The sequence below is a fragment of the Klebsiella sp. CN_Kp113 genome (genome assembly GCF_040064585.1).
Lineage (GTDB): Bacteria > Pseudomonadota > Gammaproteobacteria > Enterobacterales > Enterobacteriaceae > Klebsiella > Klebsiella michiganensis.
In genome coordinates this window covers 40229-59069 of record NZ_JBEAID010000070.1, presented here as the reverse complement: position 1 = coordinate 59069, position 18841 = coordinate 40229, and the positions used below count along the sequence as shown (strand labels likewise).

The 18841-nt window shown below is 57.3% G+C and carries 13 protein-coding genes and 1 pseudogene; 13 read left to right on the top strand and 1 reads right to left on the bottom strand.

Translation table 11 applies throughout. From position 1 onward, the window contains the following. Nucleotides 1-19: 19 nt before the first annotated feature. The 9 genes from rpsA to ABLV30_RS27625 all read left to right on the top strand — a co-directional run bounded on the left by rpsA (nt 20) and on the right by ABLV30_RS27625 (nt 10661). Complete coding sequence (rpsA, locus tag ABLV30_RS27665; RefSeq protein WP_004100702.1) at nt 20-1693, top strand: 30S ribosomal protein S1; 1674 nt, start codon at nt 20-22, stop codon at nt 1691-1693. Between the two features lie 150 nt (nt 1694-1843). Beyond that, the gene (gene ihfB / locus ABLV30_RS27660) at nt 1844-2131 is read left to right on the top strand and encodes an integration host factor subunit beta (protein ID WP_004100704.1); all 288 of its coding nucleotides are present in this window, start codon (nt 1844-1846) and stop codon (nt 2129-2131) included. A gap of 215 nt (nt 2132-2346) precedes the next feature. Beyond that, nucleotides 2347-4602, top strand: coding sequence for a ComEC family protein (locus ABLV30_RS27655; protein ID WP_265800517.1), 2256 nt, complete (start codon nt 2347-2349; stop codon nt 4600-4602). A gap of 45 nt (nt 4603-4647) precedes the next feature. Next, a complete protein-coding gene (gene msbA, locus ABLV30_RS27650) occupies nt 4648-6396 on the top strand; it encodes a lipid A ABC transporter ATP-binding protein/permease MsbA (protein ID WP_048261067.1) in 1749 nt (582 codons plus the stop codon). After that, entirely contained in the window at nt 6393-7373 is a 981-nt protein-coding gene (gene lpxK, locus ABLV30_RS27645; protein ID WP_014228643.1) for a tetraacyldisaccharide 4'-kinase, read from the top strand. Before msbA ends, lpxK begins: the two co-directional genes overlap by 4 nt. A gap of 45 nt (nt 7374-7418) precedes the next feature. Then, nucleotides 7419-8648 (top strand): winged helix-turn-helix domain-containing protein, encoded by a 1230-nt coding sequence (locus tag ABLV30_RS27640; RefSeq protein ID WP_265800519.1) that lies wholly within the window; start codon nt 7419-7421, stop codon nt 8646-8648. Between the two features lie 52 nt (nt 8649-8700). Next, entirely contained in the window at nt 8701-8883 is a 183-nt protein-coding gene (gene ycaR / locus ABLV30_RS27635) for a protein YcaR (RefSeq protein ID WP_004130952.1), read from the top strand. Further along, nucleotides 8880-9626, top strand: a complete 747-nt coding sequence (gene kdsB / locus ABLV30_RS27630) for a 3-deoxy-manno-octulosonate cytidylyltransferase (protein WP_032748911.1) — start codon at nt 8880-8882, stop codon at nt 9624-9626. The genes ycaR and kdsB overlap by 4 nt, the downstream gene beginning before the upstream one ends. Before the next feature lie 141 nt (nt 9627-9767). Then, entirely contained in the window at nt 9768-10661 is an 894-nt protein-coding gene (locus tag ABLV30_RS27625) for a YcbJ family phosphotransferase (RefSeq protein ID WP_014228646.1), read from the top strand. Here the strand turns inward: ABLV30_RS27625 and elyC are convergent. Then, nucleotides 10638-11417, bottom strand: a complete 780-nt coding sequence (gene elyC / locus ABLV30_RS27620) for an envelope biogenesis factor ElyC (RefSeq protein WP_032748912.1) — start codon at nt 11415-11417, stop codon at nt 10638-10640. The two genes, ABLV30_RS27625 and elyC, sit on opposite strands and share 24 nt — an antisense overlap. Before the next feature lie 121 nt (nt 11418-11538). Here elyC and cmoM point away from each other — a divergent pair. From cmoM to mukB, 4 genes and pseudogenes are all read left to right on the top strand, one after another. Then, a pseudogene (gene cmoM / locus ABLV30_RS27615) lies at nt 11539-12325 on the top strand (tRNA uridine 5-oxyacetic acid(34) methyltransferase CmoM). Then, complete coding sequence (gene mukF, locus ABLV30_RS27610) at nt 12322-13644, top strand: chromosome partition protein MukF (RefSeq protein ID WP_014228648.1); 1323 nt, start codon at nt 12322-12324, stop codon at nt 13642-13644. Before cmoM ends, mukF begins: the two are co-directional and overlap by 4 nt. Further along, nucleotides 13625-14329 (top strand): chromosome partition protein MukE, encoded by a 705-nt coding sequence (gene mukE / locus ABLV30_RS27605; protein ID WP_004100725.1) that lies wholly within the window; start codon nt 13625-13627, stop codon nt 14327-14329. The genes mukF and mukE overlap by 20 nt, the downstream gene beginning before the upstream one ends. Next, a complete protein-coding gene (gene mukB, locus ABLV30_RS27600; RefSeq protein ID WP_348865706.1) occupies nt 14329-18777 on the top strand; it encodes a chromosome partition protein MukB in 4449 nt (1482 codons plus the stop codon). Before mukE ends, mukB begins: the two co-directional genes overlap by 1 nt. Nucleotides 18778-18841: the final 64 nt, after the last annotated feature.

The following is an 18841-nucleotide window of genomic DNA, read 5'->3' as shown; positions in this document are numbered from 1 at the left end:
TGAAACCTGAAGATTAAACATGACTGAATCTTTTGCTCAACTATTTGAAGAATCCTTAAAAACAATCGAAACCCGTCCGGGTTCCATCGTTCGTGGTGTTGTTGTTGCTATCGACAAAGACGTAGTACTGGTTGACGCCGGTCTGAAATCTGAGTCTGCCATTCCGGCAGAGCAGTTCAAAAACGCCCAGGGCGAGCTGGAAATCCAGGTTGGTGACGAAGTTGACGTTGCTCTGGATGCAGTAGAAGACGGCTTCGGTGAAACCCTGCTGTCCCGTGAGAAAGCTAAACGTCACGAAGCTTGGATCACGCTGGAAAAAGCTTACGAAGACGCTGAAACTGTAGTCGGTATTATCAACGGCAAAGTTAAAGGTGGCTTCACTGTTGAGCTGAATGGTATTCGTGCGTTCCTGCCGGGCTCCCTGGTAGACGTTCGTCCGGTGCGCGATACGCTGCACCTGGAAGGCAAAGAGCTTGAATTCAAAGTCATCAAGCTGGACCAGAAACGTAACAACGTTGTTGTTTCTCGTCGTGCCGTTATCGAATCCGAAAACAGCGCAGAGCGCGATCAGCTGCTGGAAAACCTGCAGGAAGGCATGGAAGTTAAAGGTATCGTTAAGAACCTCACTGACTACGGTGCATTCGTTGATCTGGGCGGCGTTGACGGCCTGCTGCACATTACCGATATGGCATGGAAACGCGTTAAGCATCCGAGCGAAATCGTAAACGTTGGCGACGAAATCACTGTTAAAGTGCTGAAGTTCGACCGCGAACGTACTCGTGTATCTCTTGGCCTGAAACAGCTGGGCGAAGATCCGTGGGTAGCTATCGCTAAGCGTTATCCGGAAGGTACCAAACTGACCGGTCGCGTGACCAACCTGACCGACTACGGCTGCTTCGTTGAAATCGAAGAAGGCGTTGAAGGCCTGGTTCACGTTTCCGAAATGGACTGGACCAACAAAAACATCCACCCGTCCAAAGTTGTTAACGTTGGCGATGTAGTGGAAGTTATGGTTCTGGATATCGACGAAGAACGTCGCCGTATCTCCCTGGGCCTGAAGCAGTGCAAAAACAACCCATGGCAGCAGTTCGCGGAAACCCACAACAAGGGCGACCGTGTTGAAGGTAAAATCAAGTCTATCACTGACTTCGGTATCTTCATCGGCCTGGACGGCGGCATCGATGGCCTGGTTCACCTGTCTGACATCTCCTGGAACGTTGCAGGCGAAGAAGCAGTTCGTGAATACAAAAAAGGCGACGAAATCGCAGCAGTTGTTCTGCAGGTTGACGCAGAGCGCGAGCGTATCTCTCTGGGCGTTAAACAGCTCGCAGAAGATCCGTTCAACAACTGGGTTGCACTGAACAAGAAAGGCGCAATCGTAAACGGTAAAGTCACTGCAGTTGACGCTAAAGGCGCAACCGTAGAGCTGGCTGACGGCGTTGAAGGTTACCTGCGCGCTTCTGAAGCTTCCCGTGACCGCGTTGAAGATGCAACTCTGGTTCTGAGCGTTGGCGACGACGTTGAAGCTAAATTCACCGGCGTTGATCGTAAAAACCGCGCAATCAGCCTGTCTGTTCGTGCGAAAGACGAAGCTGACGAGAAAGATGCAATCGCAACTGTTAACAAACAGGAAGATGCAAACTTCTCCAACAACGCAATGGCTGAAGCTTTCAAAGCAGCTAAAGGCGAGTAATCTTAGTCTTTCGGGTTACAACAACCTGAATTACGACGAGTTTACTTGACAGATTGCAGGATTCGTCCTGTAATCAAGCACAAAGGGCGGCTACGGCCGCCCTTGTTTAAGCTGTTAGCTAATTTTGCCTTGAAGGAAACCGGAGGAATAATGACCAAGTCAGAATTGATAGAAAGACTTGCCAGCCAGCAATCTCACATTCCTGCGAAAGCAGTGGAAGATGCTGTTAAAGAAATGCTGGAGCATATGGCCTCAACGCTTGCTCAAGGCGAGCGCATTGAAATCCGCGGTTTCGGCAGCTTCTCTCTGCATTATCGAGCACCCCGCACCGGGCGTAACCCAAAGACTGGCGATAAAGTTGAACTGGAAGGTAAATACGTTCCCCACTTTAAGCCGGGCAAAGAATTACGCGACCGCGCCAATATTTACGAAGAGTAAGTTTCGCCGATCGGCGACAACATACTTAAACGTTAAAAAAGCACCTTCGGGTGCTTTTTTTATGCCTTTAAATCTCTCTTTGAAGTGACCTCACAAAACGCGGGTTCTGTTGCGTTAACGCGGTAGATTTTGCGGATGGCGCGGCGCAGTTCCTTTCCTTGCCTGGCGACACACTCCCCGTTTAGCGTAACACTCCCTCTGACAGGGAGGTGCTAATGCGTTTACCACAACTTGCCGGCTGTGTGATTATCGGTATTCTGCCGCTGCTCTGGCTGCCAGTGCTGCCCGGGCGGTGGGTTATCTGGGGGCTCATGGCCCTGGCGCTACTCATTGCGCAATGTCGACGCAGACCTGCGCAATATGCGGCATTGATAACGCTGTTTTTTGTCTGGGGAGCCCTCAGCGCAGGCGAGGTGCTGTGGCCGACGGAGAGGTTAACGGACAGGAATCGCCAGGTTGACGTTGAGCTAACCGCAACGGACGGGCAGACAACGCATCAGGGGAAGATTATCCGTCTGGATGGGCGACGGCTGTTTCCTGCGCCAGGGATTAGCCTCTACGGCAGCTACCTGCCAGAAACGCCCTGCGCAGGTCAGGTTTGGGCAATGACGCTGCGCGCGCGTCCGGTACACGGACAGCTCAACGATGGCGGGTTTGATAGCCAGCGTCATGCATTGTCGCAGCATTGTCCGTTAACCGGACGCTTTATCACCGCTGACGTTCGGGTGCGGACCTGTAGTTTGCGGGCGCGTTATCTTGCTTCGCTGAATCAAACGCTGAACGCGTTGCCGTGGCAATCGGTGATGCTAGGGTTAGGCATGGGGGAGCGTCTGGCAATACCGCGCGAGATAAAGACCCTGATGCAGGAAACCGGGACATCGCACCTGATGGCGATTTCTGGCTTACATATCGCGCTAGGGGCTTCACTGGGCTGGTTGCTGCTCAGAGGTGTGCAGTTTTTTCTCCCGTGCCGCTGGCTTGGCTGGCGGGCGCCGCTGCTCGTTGGCCTGGCGAGCGCGATTTTTTACGCCGGGCTGACCGGCATGCAGCCACCCGCGTTGCGCACCTGCGTCGCGCTGGCCGCCGGCTGCGCGCTGCGGCTATCCGGAAAACGCTGGTCGCCATGGCAGCTATGGGTCTGCTGCATTGGCGCAATACTGTTTGCCGATCCGCTGGCGGTGTTGTCCGAAAGCCTCTGGCTTTCCGCGTTTGCCGTTGCGGCGCTTATCTTCTGGTATCAGCTGGCGCCGATGCCGGGCGGCAAAAGGAGCGGGCTACTGCGTCAAAGCCTCGCGTTATGTCATCTGCAGATCGGTTTAATGTTTTTACTTGCTCCTCTACAGATCGCACTTTTTCACGGCATCAGCCTGACGTCCGTGCTGGCCAACTTGATTGCCGTGCCGCTGGTGACCTTTGTCGTTGTCCCGCTAATTCTGACCGCGATGTTTTTACACCTCTGCGCGCCGTTTATCATTGAGATGGCGGTCTGGCAATCGGCGGACCGTGTACTGGCCGCGCTATTCTGGTTCTTACGAAAGCTGCCGCCCGGCTGGCTGGCGCTGGATGCGCGCTGGCTTGGGATAAGCTTGCTGCCGTGGCTGGCGTTAATCGTCTGGCGTTTTCATGCGTGGCGCACGTTGCCCGCGTTTTGTTTAGCATTTCTTGGGCTATTGAGCTGGCCCTTCTGGCAGAGTACGGCTGCTAACGAATGGCGAGTCACCATGCTGGATGTCGGGCAGGGGCTGGCAATGGTGATTGAACACGAGGGCGCGGCGCTTCTCTATGATACCGGCCTGGCCTGGCCCGAGGGAGACAGCGGTCAGCAGATCATTATTCCCTGGCTACGCTGGCATCATTTGCAGCTTGAAGGCGTCGTTCTCAGCCACGAGCATCTCGATCACCGCGGCGGGCTAATTTCGGTGTTAAAGGCGTGGCCCCGGATATGGGTGCGAAGCCCTTTAGGCTGGGCGGGTCATTTAGCCTGCCAGCGCGGAGAAACCTGGCAGTGGCGGGGTTTAACCTTTCGCGCGCTCTGGCCGCTGCCCGGAGCGACAGCGCAGGGGAATAATCGCTCGTGCGTGGTGCGTATTGATGACGGTAAACACAGTATTCTGCTGACCGGGGATATCGAAACGCCCGCGGAACGGGCGATGATTAGCCGCTACTGGCAACATCTTACGTCTACACTTATCCAGGTCCCCCACCACGGCAGTAATACCTCGTCGGGAATCGCCCTGCTGCGGAGCGTTGGCGGAGAAGCTGCGCTGGCTTCCGCTTCGCGCTATAACGCATGGCGCATGCCATCAACCAAAGTGATTCAGCGCTACCGAAAACAGAGCTATCAGTGGTTCGACACGCCGCATCAGGGGCAAATTACGGTGGTTTTTTCTCCGGATAGCTGGCAAATCCATGGCTTACGGGATCAAGTTTTACCGCGATGGTATCATCAGTGGTTTGGCGGGAAGGCGTAGAACGGGTAGAATATGCGGCTATTTCAACACAAGCTGGTTTATTGAATGCAGAACGATAAAGATCTCTCCACGTGGCAGACCTTCCGCCGACTCTGGCCGATTATAGCGCCGTTTAAACCCGGGCTAATCGTGGCAGCGGTAGCGTTAGTGCTTAACGCGGCTAGTGATACCTTCATGCTATCGCTTCTTAAACCGTTATTGGATGATGGTTTTGGTAAAACGGATCGCTCGGTGCTGATATGGATGCCGCTGGTGGTGATCGGGTTGATGGTTCTGCGCGGCATTACCAGCTACGTTTCGAGCTACTGTATCTCCTGGGTTTCCGGCAAGGTCGTGATGACGATGCGCCGTCGTTTATTCAGCCACATGATGGGGATGCCGGTTGCCTTCTTTGACAAACAGTCCACCGGGACGCTGCTATCGCGTATTACCTATGATTCCGAGCAGGTCGCGTCTTCTTCCTCCAGCGCGCTGATTACCGTTGTGCGCGAAGGCGCGTCGATTATTGGCCTGTTCGTCATGATGTTCTACTACAGCTGGCAGCTGTCGGTGATTCTGATCGTGCTGGCGCCGATCGTGTCTATCGCGATTCGCGTGGTCTCGAAGCGTTTTCGTAATATCAGCAAGAATATGCAGAACACCATGGGCCAGGTGACGACCAGCGCAGAGCAGATGCTGAAAGGGCATAAAGAAGTGCTGATGTTTGGCGGTCAGGCCGTCGAAACCAAACGTTTTGATAAAGTCAGCAATAAAATGCGCCTGCAGGGGATGAAAATGGTCTCCGCGTCGTCAATTTCTGACCCGATTATTCAGCTGATCGCCTCTCTGGCCCTGGCTTTCGTGCTTTATGCTGCCAGCTTCCCGAGCGTAATGGAGACGCTGACGGCGGGTACCATCACCGTTGTCTTCTCTTCAATGATCGCGCTGATGCGCCCGCTGAAATCACTGACTAACGTCAACGCGCAGTTCCAGCGCGGGATGGCCGCTTGCCAGACGCTTTTCGCTATCCTTGACTCCGAGCAGGAGAAAGATGAAGGCACGCGGGTTATCGAACGCGCGAAGGGCAACCTCGAATTTAAAAACGTCACCTTCAGATACCCGGGACGTGAAGTCGCCGCGCTGCGCAATATAGACCTGAATATTCCGGAAGGGAAAACCGTGGCGCTGGTAGGGCGCTCGGGTTCGGGTAAGTCGACCATCGCCAGCCTGATTACGCGTTTCTACGATGTCGATGATGGGCAGATCTTACTGGACGGCCACGACCTGCGTGAATACACCCTGAGCTCCCTGCGCGATCAGGTTGCGCTGGTGTCGCAAAACGTTCATCTCTTTAACGATACCGTAGCGAATAACATCGCCTACGCGCGTACCGAAGAGTACAGCCGCGAGCAGATAGAAGAAGCCGCTCGTATGGCTTATGCCATGGACTTTATCAACAAAATGGACAATGGCCTGGATACGATTATCGGGGAAAACGGTGTTATGCTTTCCGGCGGTCAGCGCCAGCGTATCGCTATCGCTCGCGCCCTGCTGCGTAACAGCCCGATACTGATCCTCGACGAAGCCACATCGGCGCTGGATACCGAATCGGAACGCGCTATTCAGGCGGCGCTGGACGAACTGCAGAAAAACCGCACCTCGCTGGTGATTGCCCACCGTCTGTCGACGATTGAGCAGGCCGACGAGATCGTGGTGGTGGAAGATGGCCAGATCGTTGAACGCGGCAGCCATACCGACCTGCTTGAGCACAAGGGCGTTTACGCCCAGCTGCATAAGATGCAGTTCGGCGCATGATTGCACGCATCTGGTCCGGTGAGTCGCCCTTATGGCGGCTGCTGCTTCCGCTCTCCTGGCTCTATGGCCTGGTGAGCGGGTTGATACGGCTGAGCTATAAACTGGGTTGGCAAAAAGCCTGGCGAGCGCCGGTGCCTGTGGTGGTGGTGGGTAATCTGACCGCGGGCGGTAATGGTAAAACGCCGGTTGTCGTCTGGCTGGTGGAACAGCTCCAGCAGCGCGGTATTCGCGTTGGCGTCGTTTCACGCGGCTACGGCGGTAAAGCGGCGAGCTATCCGCTGCTGCTGAATACGGCTACCCCCACAGCGGAAGCGGGCGATGAGCCGGTGCTGATTTACCAGCGTACCGGCGCGCCGGTTGCCGTCTCGCCGGTACGCAGCGATGCGGTACAGGCCCTGCTCGCCGCCCACGATCTTCAGCTTATCGTCACAGACGATGGCCTGCAGCACTATAAGCTGGCGCGCGACAAAGAAATTGTGGTGATTGACGGCGTGCGCCGTTTTGGCAACGGCTGGTGGCTGCCTGCCGGCCCCATGCGCGAGCGCGCTTCGCGTTTACGCAGCGTGGATGCGGTTATCGTTAACGGCGGTCTCGCCCGTCCGGGAGAGATCCCGATGCAGCTTCGCCCCGGGCAGGCGGTAAATCTGCTGACCGGCGAACGCCGGGATGCGGCGGCGTTGGACAACGTGGTGGCGATGGCCGGAATCGGCCACCCGCCGCGCTTCTTCGCCACCCTTGAAAGCTGCGGCGTCAGTCCGGTAAAAACCGTCGCCTTAGCCGATCATCAGGCATTGGCGCAGAGCGCAGTCGCCGCGCTGGCGACGCCGCAGCAAACCCTGCTGATGACCGAAAAAGATGCGGTGAAGTGCCGCGAATTTGCTCAGGCAAACTGGTGGTATCTTCCGGTCGACGCGATAATGACTGACCAACGCGCGCAGCGGTTGCTCACGGACTTAGTTACCCTGGCGCAACGCTAATTGTCGTATCACCGCTTGCGCCGGAACCCTTAACGGAGAAGCTGCATGCCGGTATTGTCCCTCTCGCTTAAAGAAGCCCGCCATCTTCACCTTGCCGCTCAGGAGCTGCTAAAAAAGCCCCGTCGCCGCGCAAAGCCCGGGGATATTCTGCAGACCATTAAGCAGATGTCTCTGCTGCAAATCGATACCATCAACGTTGTTGCGCGCAGTCCTTATCTGGTGCTGTTCAGCCGCCTCGGCCACTATCCGCAGCGCTGGCTGGACGAGGCGCTCCGCGCCGGCGAGCTGATGGAGTACTGGGCGCACGAAGCCTGCTTTTTACCGCGCAGCGACTTTTCACTGGTGCGTCACCGCATGCTGACGCCGGATAAAATGGGCTGGAAATATCACAAAGCGTGGATGACCGAACACGCCGAGGGCATTCAGGCGCTGTTGGCGCATATAGCCGAAAATGGCCCGGTTCGCTCGGCCGACTTCGAGCATCCGCGCAAAGGCGCCAGCGGATGGTGGGAGTGGAAACCGCATAAGCGCCATCTTGAAGGCTTATTCACCGCCGGTGAAGTGATGGTTATCGAGCGGCGTAATTTTCAGCGCGTTTACGATCTGACGCAGCGGGTCATGCCGGACTGGGACGATGAGCGCGACGGGCTCTCTCAGGAGCAGGCTGAAGCCATGATGTTACGTAATAGTGCTCGCAGCCTGGGGATTTTTCGCGCGCAGTGGCTGGCGGATTATTATCGTCTGCGTCAGCCCCCGCTGCCGCTACTGTTGGCGAGCTGGCAGGAGGAGGGGCTGGTGGTGCCGGTTAACGTTGAAGCGCTGGGCGAAATGTGGCTCCACCGTGATGCTCTGGCGCTGCTGGAGTCTTCTCCCGGCGGTAGGCTCGCCGCCAGCCGCAGCGCGGTGCTTTCGCCTTTCGATCCGGTAGTCTGGGATCGCAAACGAGCGGAACAGCTGTTTAACTTTACCTATCGCCTGGAGTGCTACACGCCCGCGCCGAAACGGCAGTATGGCTATTTCGTATTACCGCTGCTGCACCAGGGGAGACTGGTTGGCAGAATGGATAGCAAAATGCACCGCAAAACCGGCGTTCTGGAAATTATCGCCCTGTGGCTGGAGGAGGGCGTCAAGGTGACGTCGGGCCTGGAGAGCGGGCTAAAACGCGCCATTGATGATTTTGCCCTCTGGCAGGACGCCACGCGGGTGAGCTGCGGGAAGCTGCCGGCGGAACTTTTTGCCGGGCGGCAACAGGGTTGGGAAATTGACGCTGCCTGAGCCCACGTGTGATATGCTGCTGAAGAATCTATTCGGTCCATCTGGAGGAATCATGGATCACCGTTTACTTGAAATTATCGCCTGTCCGGTTTGTAACGGTAAGCTGTATTACAGCCAGGATAAGCAAGAACTGATCTGCAAACTTGATCGCCTGGCTTTTCCGCTGCGTGAAGGCATTCCCGTACTGCTGGAAACCGAAGCCCGCCCGCTTCCTGTAGAAGAGAGCCAGTCATGAGTTTCGTGGTTATTATCCCCGCGCGCTTTGCTTCTACCCGCCTGCCAGGGAAACCGCTCCAGGATATCAACGGTAAGCCGATGATTGTCCATGTTCTGGAACGCGCTCGCGAATCAGGGGCCGAGCGGATTATCGTTGCTACCGACCATCCAGACGTGGCCCGCGCGGTGGAAGCCGCCGGCGGTGAAGTCTGCATGACCCGTGAAGATCATCAGTCTGGTACCGAACGCCTGGCCGAGGTGGTTGAAAAATGCGCCTTCAGCGATGACACCATCATTGTGAATATTCAGGGCGATGAGCCGATGATCCCGCCCGCGATCGTGCGCCAGGTAGCCGAGAATCTGGCTGCCAGCACCAGTGGTATGGCAACCTTAGCGGTGCCAATCCACGATGCGGAAGAGGCGTTTAATCCAAATGCGGTGAAGGTCGTCATGGATGCTGAGGGCTACGCGCTCTATTTTTCCCGCGCCACCATTCCGTGGGATCGCGATCGTTTCGCTAAATCCCGCGAGGCTATCGGTGATTCGCTGCTGCGTCATATCGGTATTTATGGCTATCGCGCCGGTTTTATTCGTCGCTATGTGAGCTGGGCGCCGAGCCCGCTGGAGCAAATAGAGATGCTCGAGCAGCTGCGCGTGCTGTGGTATGGCGAGAAAATCCATGTCGCGGTGGCGGAAGTGGTTCCCGGTACAGGTGTCGATACGCCGGAAGATCTGGAGCGCGTTCGCGCGGAGCTGCGTTAATCCCCCAATCCCCTCCGCCAGGAGGGGATATCCCCAGGCCGTTATTCCATACTTTTTTACGTCAATTTTGATCTCACCCGATGACAACCCCGGCCCAGGCGCTCATTATGAAACCGGTAGTATTCATAGGGGTAATCAGAAATGGAACAGTTGCGTACCGAGCTGAGCCACCTGCTGGGTGAAAAACTAAGCCGCGTGGAGTGCGTCAGCGAGAAACCGTCGTCGGCGCTGTGGTCGCTATATGATGCGCAGGGAAACCCAATGCCGCTGCTGGCGCGCAGCTTTACGACGCCCGGGGTGGCGCGTCAGCTGGCGTGGAAGATATCAACCCTGGCGCGAAGCGGCACCGTCCGTATGCCGGTTGTCTACGGCGTGATGACGCACGACGAGCATCCGGGTCCCGATGTACTGCTGATTGAACGACTGCGCGGCGTCTCGGTTGAAGCCCCCGCCCGCACGCCGGAGCGCTGGGAGCAGCTGCAGGAGCAGATCGTGGAAGCGCTGCTGGCCTGGCATCGTCAGGATAGCGGCGGCTGCGTCGGGATGGTCGATAGCACTCAGGAAAATCTCTGGCCGTACTGGTACCGCCAGCGCGTGGAGGTGCTATGGAGTACGCTGAATCTTTATCAGGATACCGGCCTGACGATGCAGGACAAACGCATCCTGTTCCGCACGCGCGAATGCCTTATGGATTTGTTTAAAGGTTTCAATGATAACTGCGTGCTGGTACACGGTAGCTTCACGCTGCGCAGCATGCTTAAAGATCCGCGCAGCGATCAGCTGCTGGCGATGGTGGGGCCGGGCATGATGCTCTGGGCGCCGCGGGAATACGAGCTTTTCCGTCTGGCCGAGAGCGGTCAGGAAGAGGAGCTGCTGTGGCACTATCTGCGCCGGGCGCCGGTGGCGGAAGCGTTTCTCTGGCGGCGCTGGCTGTATCTGCTGTGGGACGAAGTGGATAATCTGGTGAATACCGGACGCTTTGACCGCGTCCGGTTTGACCTGGCGGCAAAGTCAATCCTGCCCTGGCTCGCCTGAAGAACCTTTTAGCCACTGCCAGATGCGGCCTAACGTTTCGTAACCCACCCGATCGCTATGCATGAGCCAGACGGGCGAGGGAATAGCCCGCTCCCACGGGTTAAGCGGTGACTCAATCGCCAGCTGGTTGGCCGGCGCGGGCAGGGGAGTTAGCCCGGCGCGGCGAAAGAAAATCATCGCCCGCGGCAGATGAGAGGCGGAGGTGACCAGCAGGAACGGCGCATCGCCTATCGCCATCTTCACCGCAGCGGCTTCCTCTTCGGTATCTTTGGGTTTATCCAGGACAAGGATTTCGCTGCGCGGTATGCCCAGGCTCTCTGCCACTCTGGCCCCGGCTTCTGCCGTACTGACCGGATTTGTTTTTGCCGCTGCGCCGGTAAAGATGAGTTTCGAGCCCGGATTTTCATACCACAGGCGGATCCCCTCCGTCAGCCGCGGCAGGCTATTATTGATGAGATTGGAACTGGGCGCCCAGTCCGGGTTCCAGGTGTAGCCTCCGCCAAGCACGACCACGTACTGCACGCGCTTTTCACCTCGCCACGTCGGGTACTTATCTTCAATTGGCTTGAGCAGGCTATCGGCGACCGGTTGCAGGCTCAACAGCAGCAACAGCAGCCAGCCGAGGCTGACGCAGAGCTTGCCGGTACGCTGGAAACGGCTAAACCACAGCAGGGCTATGCCGAACGCAATGAGCAGCAGCAGCAGGGGAAGCGGCAGCATCATACCGCCTAAAACCTTTTTCAGCGTAAAAAGCATGCCGTACGGTTCCTTTTTTAACCATATAACCAAAGATATGCCCGGATCTTACAACAGATCGCTTCATTCTCCGCGCGGGTATGACAAAATAGCGGCTTTGTGTTGGCGTGTGGAGTCACCCGTGCAGGATCGTAATTTCGATGATATTGCTGAAAAGTTTTCGCGCAATATATACGGCACCACCAAAGGCCAGCTGCGGCAGGCGATCCTCTGGCAGGATCTGCAACCGCTGCTGGACCGGCTGGGGCCTGGGCCATTGCGAGTTCTTGACGCGGGCGGCGGCGAAGGGCAGACGGCGATCAAAGTGGCGGAAATGGGGCATCACGTCACGTTATGCGATCTCTCTGGTGAAATGGTGGCTCGTGCCCGGCAGGCGGCTGCCGATAAAGGTGTGATCGACAACATGCATTTTGTACAATGCGCGGCTCAGGATATTGAGCAGCATTTGGAAAGTCCGGTCGATCTGATACTGTTTCATGCGGTGCTGGAGTGGATAGCCGAACCACAGGCGATGTTGCGTACCCTTTGGTCGATGCTGCGCCCCGGCGGCGCGTTGTCGCTGATGTTCTACAATGCTAACGGTCTGTTGATGCACAATATGGTCGCCGGAAATCTCGACTATGTGCAAATCGGCATGCCGAAAAAGAAAAAACGCACGCTGTCGCCGGACTATCCGCGCGATCCGCAGCAGGTTTACGGCTGGCTGGAAGAGATTGGCTGGCAGATTACCGGCAAGACCGGCGTGCGGGTGTTTCATGATTATCTGCGTGAAAAACACCAACAGCACGATAAATTTGCGGCGCTGCTGGAGCTGGAAACGCGCTACTGTCGCCAGGAGCCGTATATTAGCTTAGGCCGTTATATTCACGTCACCGCGCTTAAGCCGCAGATGCAAGGATAAACTATGAGTGAATTTTCCCAGACAGTCCCCGAACTGGTTGCCTGGGCCAGGAAAAATGATTTTTCTATTTCGCTGCCGGTCGACAGACTCTCTTTTCTGCTGGCGATTGCCACGCTGAACGGCGAGCGGATGGAAGGGGAAATGACCGAGGGAGAACTGGTGGATGCGTTCCGCCACGTGAGTGATGCGTTTGAGCAGACCAGCGAAACCATCAGCCAGCGCGCCAATAATGCCATTAACGATATGGTGCGCCAGCGTCTGCTGAACCGCTTTACCAGCGAAATCACCGAGGGTAACGCTATTTATCGCCTGACGCCGCTGGGCATTGGGATCACCGACTACTATATTCGCCAGCGCGAGTTCTCCACCCTGAGACTGTCGATGCAGCTATCCATCGTTGCCAGTGAACTCAAGCGCGCCGCCGACTCGGCAGAAGAGGGCGGCGATGAGTTCCACTGGCATCGTAACGTTTTCGCTCCGCTGAAGTACTCGGTAGCGGAAATCTTTGACAGCATTGACCTGACTCAGCGGATCATGGATGAGCAGCAGCAGCTGGTGAAAGATGATATTGCCCAGCTGCTGAACAAAGACTGGCGGGCGGCGATCTCCAGCTGCGAGCTGCTGCTGTCGGAAACGTCCGGCACCCTGCGGGAACTGCAGGATACCCTGGACGCGGCGGGCGATAAGCTGCAGGCAAACCTGCTGCGTATCCAGGATTCGACCATGGCGCGCGACGATCTGAATTTTATCGATCGTCTGGTGTTCGATCTGCAAAGCAAGCTGGATCGTATCGTCAGCTGGGGGCAGCAGGCGATTGACCTGTGGATCGGCTACGATCGCCACGTGCATAAATTTATCCGTACCGCCATTGATATGGATAAAAACCGCGTCTTCGCACAGCGTCTGCGTCAGTCGGTGCAAACCTACTTCGACGCCCCCTGGGCGCTCACCCATGCGAATGCCGATCGTCTGCTTGATATGCGCGATGAAGAGATGGCGCTGCATGATGAAGAGGTTACCGGGGAACTTCCAACGGATCTGGAGTACGAAGAGTTTAACGAAATTCGCGAACAGCTGGCGGCGCTGATTGAAGGACAGCTGGTGGTCTATAAAGAGAAGGGACTGCCGCTGGATCTTGGCCTGGTGGTACGCGAATATCTGTCGCAGTATCCGCGCGCGCGCCACTTTGACGTCGCGCGTATTGTGGTCGACCAGGCGGTACGTTTGGGCGTAGCGCAAGCAGATTTCACCGGACTGCCGGCAAAATGGCAGCCGATTAATGATTACGGAGCCAAGGTACAGGCGCATGTCATCGACAAATATTGAACAAGTGATGCCGGTTAAACTGGCGCAAGCGTTGGCTAATCCGTTATTTCCGGCGCTGGATAGCGCCCTGCGCGCGGGCCGTCATATCGGCCTTGACGAGCTGGATAATCACGCATTTTTAATGGATTTTCAGGATTACCTGGAAGAGTTTTATGCTCGCTACAACGTCGAGCTGATTCGCGCGCCGGAGGGTTTTTTCTATCTGCGCCCGCGGTCGACCACGCTGATCCCGCGCTCGGTGCTCTCCGAGCTGGATATGATGGTGGGTAAAATTCTCTGCTATCTCTACCTCAGCCCGGAGCGTCTGGCCAACGAGGGCATCTTCACGCAGCAGGAGCTTTACGACGAGCTGCTGACCCTCGCAGACGAAGCCAAGCTGCTCAAGCTGGTCAATAACCGTTCTACCGGGTCCGACCTTGACCGCCAGAAGCTGCAGGAAAAAATGCGCGCTTCGCTCAACCGCCTGCGCCGCCTCGGCATGGTGTGGTTTATGGGCCATGACAGCAGCAAATTCCGCATCACCGAATCGGTGTTTCGCTTCGGCGCCGACGTGCGCGCCGGTGACGATCCGCGCGAAGCCCAGCTGCGTATGATCCGCGACGGTGAAGCGATGGCGCTGGAAAATCGCCTGCAGCTTAATGATGAGAATGAAGAGAATCAGCCGGATAGCGGGGAGGAAGAGTAATGATTGAACGCGGTAAGTTTCGCTCGCTGACGCTGGTTAACTGGAACGGTTTTTTTGCCCGTACCTTTGATCTTGATGAATTAGTGACCACGCTTTCCGGCGGTAACGGCGCCGGTAAATCCACGACCATGGCCGCCTTCGTCACCGCACTGATCCCGGACCTGACGCTGCTGCACTTTCGTAACACCACGGAAGCGGGGGCGACCAGCGGCTCGCGCGATAAAGGCCTGCACGGTAAGCTGCGCGCTGGCGTCTGCTACTCCGTGCTGGACGTGATCAACTCCCGCCACCAGCGCGTGGTGGTCGGCGTTCGTCTACAGCAGGTCGCCGGTCGCGATCGTAAAGTCGATATCAAGCCTTTTGCGATCCAGGGCCTGCCAACCTCCATCCAGCCAACTCAGCTGCTGACCGAAACTCTTAACGAACGCCAGGCGCGCGTGGTGACGCTCAACGAGCTGAAAGATAAGCTCGAAGCGATGGAAGGGGGGCAGTTCAAGCAGTTTAACTCTATTACCGAGTATCACTCGCTGATGTTCGACCTGGGCGTGGTGGCTCGCCGCCTGCGTTCGGCTTCGGACCGTAGCAAATACTATCGCCTGATCGAAGCCTCGCTGTACGGCGGTATTTCGAGCACCATTACCCGCTCGCTGCGCGACTACCTGTTGCCGGAAAACGGCGGCGTGCGTAAGGCGTTCCAGGATATGGAAGCGGCGCTGCGTGAAAACCGCATGACGCTGGAAGCTATCCGCGTGACGCAGTCGGACCGCGACCTGTTCAAGCATCTGATCAGTGAAGCCACCAACTACGTTGCCGCCGACTATATGCGTCACGCTAACGAGCGACGCATTCATCTCGACAAGGCGCTGGAGTATCGTCGCGATCTGTTCACCTCCCGCGCTCAGCTCGCGGCGGAACAGTATAAGCACGTCGATATGGCCCGCGAGCTGCAGGAACATAACGGCGCGGAAGGCGATCTGGAAGCCGATTATCAGGCCGCCAGCGACCATCTGAACCTGGTGCAGACCGCTCTGCGCCAGCAGGAAAAAATCGAGCGCTATGAAGCGGATCTTGATGAACTGCAGATTCGCCTCGAAGAGCAAAATGAAGTCGTCGCGGAAGCGGTTGACCAGCAGGAAGAGAACGAGGCTCGCGCCGAAGCCGCCGAGCTGGAAGTGGATGAGCTGAAAAACCAGCTTGCCGACTATCAGCAGGCGCTGGACGTGCAGCAGACTCGCGCGATTCAGTACACCCAGGCGCTGCAGGCGCTGGAGCGGGCAAAAGCCCTCTGCCATCTGCCGGATTTAACGCCGGAGAGCGCCGACGAGTGGCTGGAAACTTTCCAGGCGAAAGAGCAGGAAGCGACGGAGAAAATGCTGTCGCTGGAACAGAAGATGAGCGTGGCGCAAACCGCGCACAGCCAGTTTGAACAGGCTTACCAGCTGGTGGCGGAGATCAACGGCCCGCTGGCGCGTAATGAAGCCTGGAGCGTGGCGCGCGAGCTGCTGCGCGAAGGCGTTAATCAACGTCATCAGGCCGAACAGGCGCACGGGCTGCGCAGTCGTCTGACGGAGCTTGAACAGCGTCTGCGTGAACAGCAGGATGCCGAACGCCAGCTCAATGAGTTCTGTAAGCGCCAGGGCAAACGCTACGATATCGACGAGCTGGAAGCCCTGCACCAGGAGCTGGAAGCCCGCATCGCATCCCTTTCCGACAGCGTTTCCACCGCCAGCGAACGGCGGATGACCCTGCGTCAGGAGCTGGAACAGCTGCAGTCGCGGACGCAAACGCTGATGCGCCGCGCGCCCATCTGGCTGGCGGCGCAGAACAGCCTCAATCAGCTGTGCGAGCAGAGCGGCGAGCAGTTTGAGTCAAGCCAGGACGTCACCGAATATCTCCAGCAGCTGCTGGAGCGTGAACGCGAAGCTATCGTGGAGCGCGATGAAGTCGGGGCCCGCAAGCGCGCTATCGACGATGAAATTGAGCGTCTTAGCCAGCCGGGCGGTTCGGAAGATCAGCGCCTGAACGCGCTGGCGGAACGTTTTGGCGGCGTACTGCTGTCGGAAATTTACGATGACGTGAGCCTCGATGATGCGCCGTATTACTCCGCGCTCTACGGTCCTTCCCGCCACGCCATTGTGGTACCGGATCTGTCGCTGATTGCCGATCAGCTGGAAGGTCTCGAAGATTGTCCCGAAGATCTCTACCTGATCGAGGGCGATCCGCAGTCGTTCGATGACAGCGTATTCAGTGTCGATGAGCTGGAAAAGGCGGTGGTCGTTAAGATTGCCGATCGTCAGTGGCGCTATTCACGCTTCCCGACGCTGCCGCTGTTTGGCCGCGCCGCGCGTGAAAGCCGCGTTGAAACGCTGCACGCCGAGCGCGAAAGCCTGTCCGAGCGCTTTGCGACCCTGTCGTTTGATGTGCAGAAAACCCAGCGCCTCCGTCAGGCGTTCAGCCGCTTTATCGGTAACCATCTTGCGGTAGCCTTTGAGGACGACCCGGAAGAAGAAATCCGTAAACTGAATACGCGTCGCGGCGAACTGGAGCGGGCGCTGACCGCCCATGAGAGCGATAACCAGCAGAACCGGGTGCAGTATGAGCAGGCAAAAGAGGGCGTATCCGCACTCAACCGCCTGCTGCCGCGTCTGAATCTGCTGGCCGATGACTCGCTGGCCGATCGCGTGGATGAGATCCAGGAACGCCTTGACGAAGCGCAGGAAGCCGCGCGCTTCGTCCAGCAGCATGGGAATCAGCTGGCAAAACTGGAGCCGATCGTTTCCGTGCTTCAAAGCGACCCGGAGCAGTTTGAACAGCTGAAAGAAGATTACGCCTATTCGCAGCAGACTCAGCGCGACGCGCGTCAGCAGGCATTTGCGCTGACCGAAGTGGTGCAGCGTCGCGCCCACTTTAGCTACTCCGATTCCGCAGAGATGCTGAGCGGTAATAGCGATCTGAACGAGAAGCTGCGCCAGCGTCTGGAGCAGGCTGAGGCGGAGCGCGCCCGTACCCGCGAAGCGCTGCGTACCCACGCCGCGCAGCTCAACCAGTACAACCAGGTGCTGGCATCGCTGAAAAGCTCCTACGACACCAAGAAAGAGCTGCTCAACGACCTGCATAAAGAGCTTCAGGACATTGGCGTGCGCGCCGACGCCGGCGCCGAAGAGCGCGCTCGTCTGCGCCGCGATGAGCTTCATGCTCAGCTCAGCAACAACCGCGCGCGGCGGAACCAGCTCGAAAAAGCATTGACCTTCTGCGAAGCGGAAATGGATAACCTGACTCGCAGGCTGCGCAAGCTGGAGCGCGATTACTGCGAAATGCGCGAACAGGTGGTCAGCGCTAAAGCCGGCTGGTGTGCGGTCATGCGCCTGGTGAAAGACAACGGCGTGGAGCGTCGCCTGCATCGTCGCGAGCTGGCCTACCTTTCGGCAGATGAACTGCGCTCGATGTCGGATAAGGCGCTCGGCGCGCTGCGTCTGGCGGTCTCGGATAACGAACACCTGCGCGATGTACTGCGTATTTCTGAAGATCCGAAACGCCCGGAGCGTAAAATCCAGTTCTTTGTCGCCGTTTATCAGCATCTGCGCGAGCGTATTCGCCAGGATATCATCCGCACCGACGATCCGGTGGAAGCGATTGAGCAGATGGAGATCGAACTCAGCCGTCTGACGGAAGAGCTGACCAACCGCGAGCAGAAGCTGGCCATCAGCTCCCGCAGCGTGGCCAATATTATCCGCAAGACTATCCAGCGCGAGCAAAACCGTATTCGTATGCTCAACCAGGGGCTGCAGAGCGTCTCCTTCGGCCAGGTCAACAGCGTGCGTCTGAACGTCAACGTGCGGGAAACCCACTCGATGCTGCTGGACGTGCTGTCAGAACAGCATGAACAGCATCAGGACCTGTTTAACAGCAATCGTCTGACCTTCTCGGAAGCGCTGGCGAAGCTGTATCAGCGCCTCAATCCGCAGATTGATATGGGGCAGCGTACGCCGCAGACCATCGGTGAAGAGCTGCTGGACTACCGCAACTATCTGGAGATGGAAGTGGAAGTTAACCGTGGTTCCGACGGCTGGCTGCGCGCGGAATCCGGTGCGCTATCGACCGGTGAGGCTATCGGTACCGGGATGTCGATTCTGGTGATGGTAGTACAGAGCTGGGAAGATGAATCCATGCGCCTGCGCGGTAAGGACATTTCGCCGTGTCGTCTGCTGTTCCTTGATGAAGCGGCGCGTCTGGATGCTCGCTCTATCGCGACGCTGTTCGAGCTCTGCGATCGTCTGGAGATGCAGCTGATTATCGCGGCGCCGGAAAATATCAGCCCGGAAAAAGGTACCACCTATAAGCTGGTGCGTAAGGTCGTGAATAATCACGAGCACGTGCACGTCGTCGGGCTGCGTGGCTTCGCACCGCAGCTGCCCGAAACGCTGCCGGGAACGGCAAATGCTTCATAGGATGGTACAATAACCAGCCAAAGGGCGACGCGATGTCGCCCTTTTTGTTATCCGTTCCTGTACT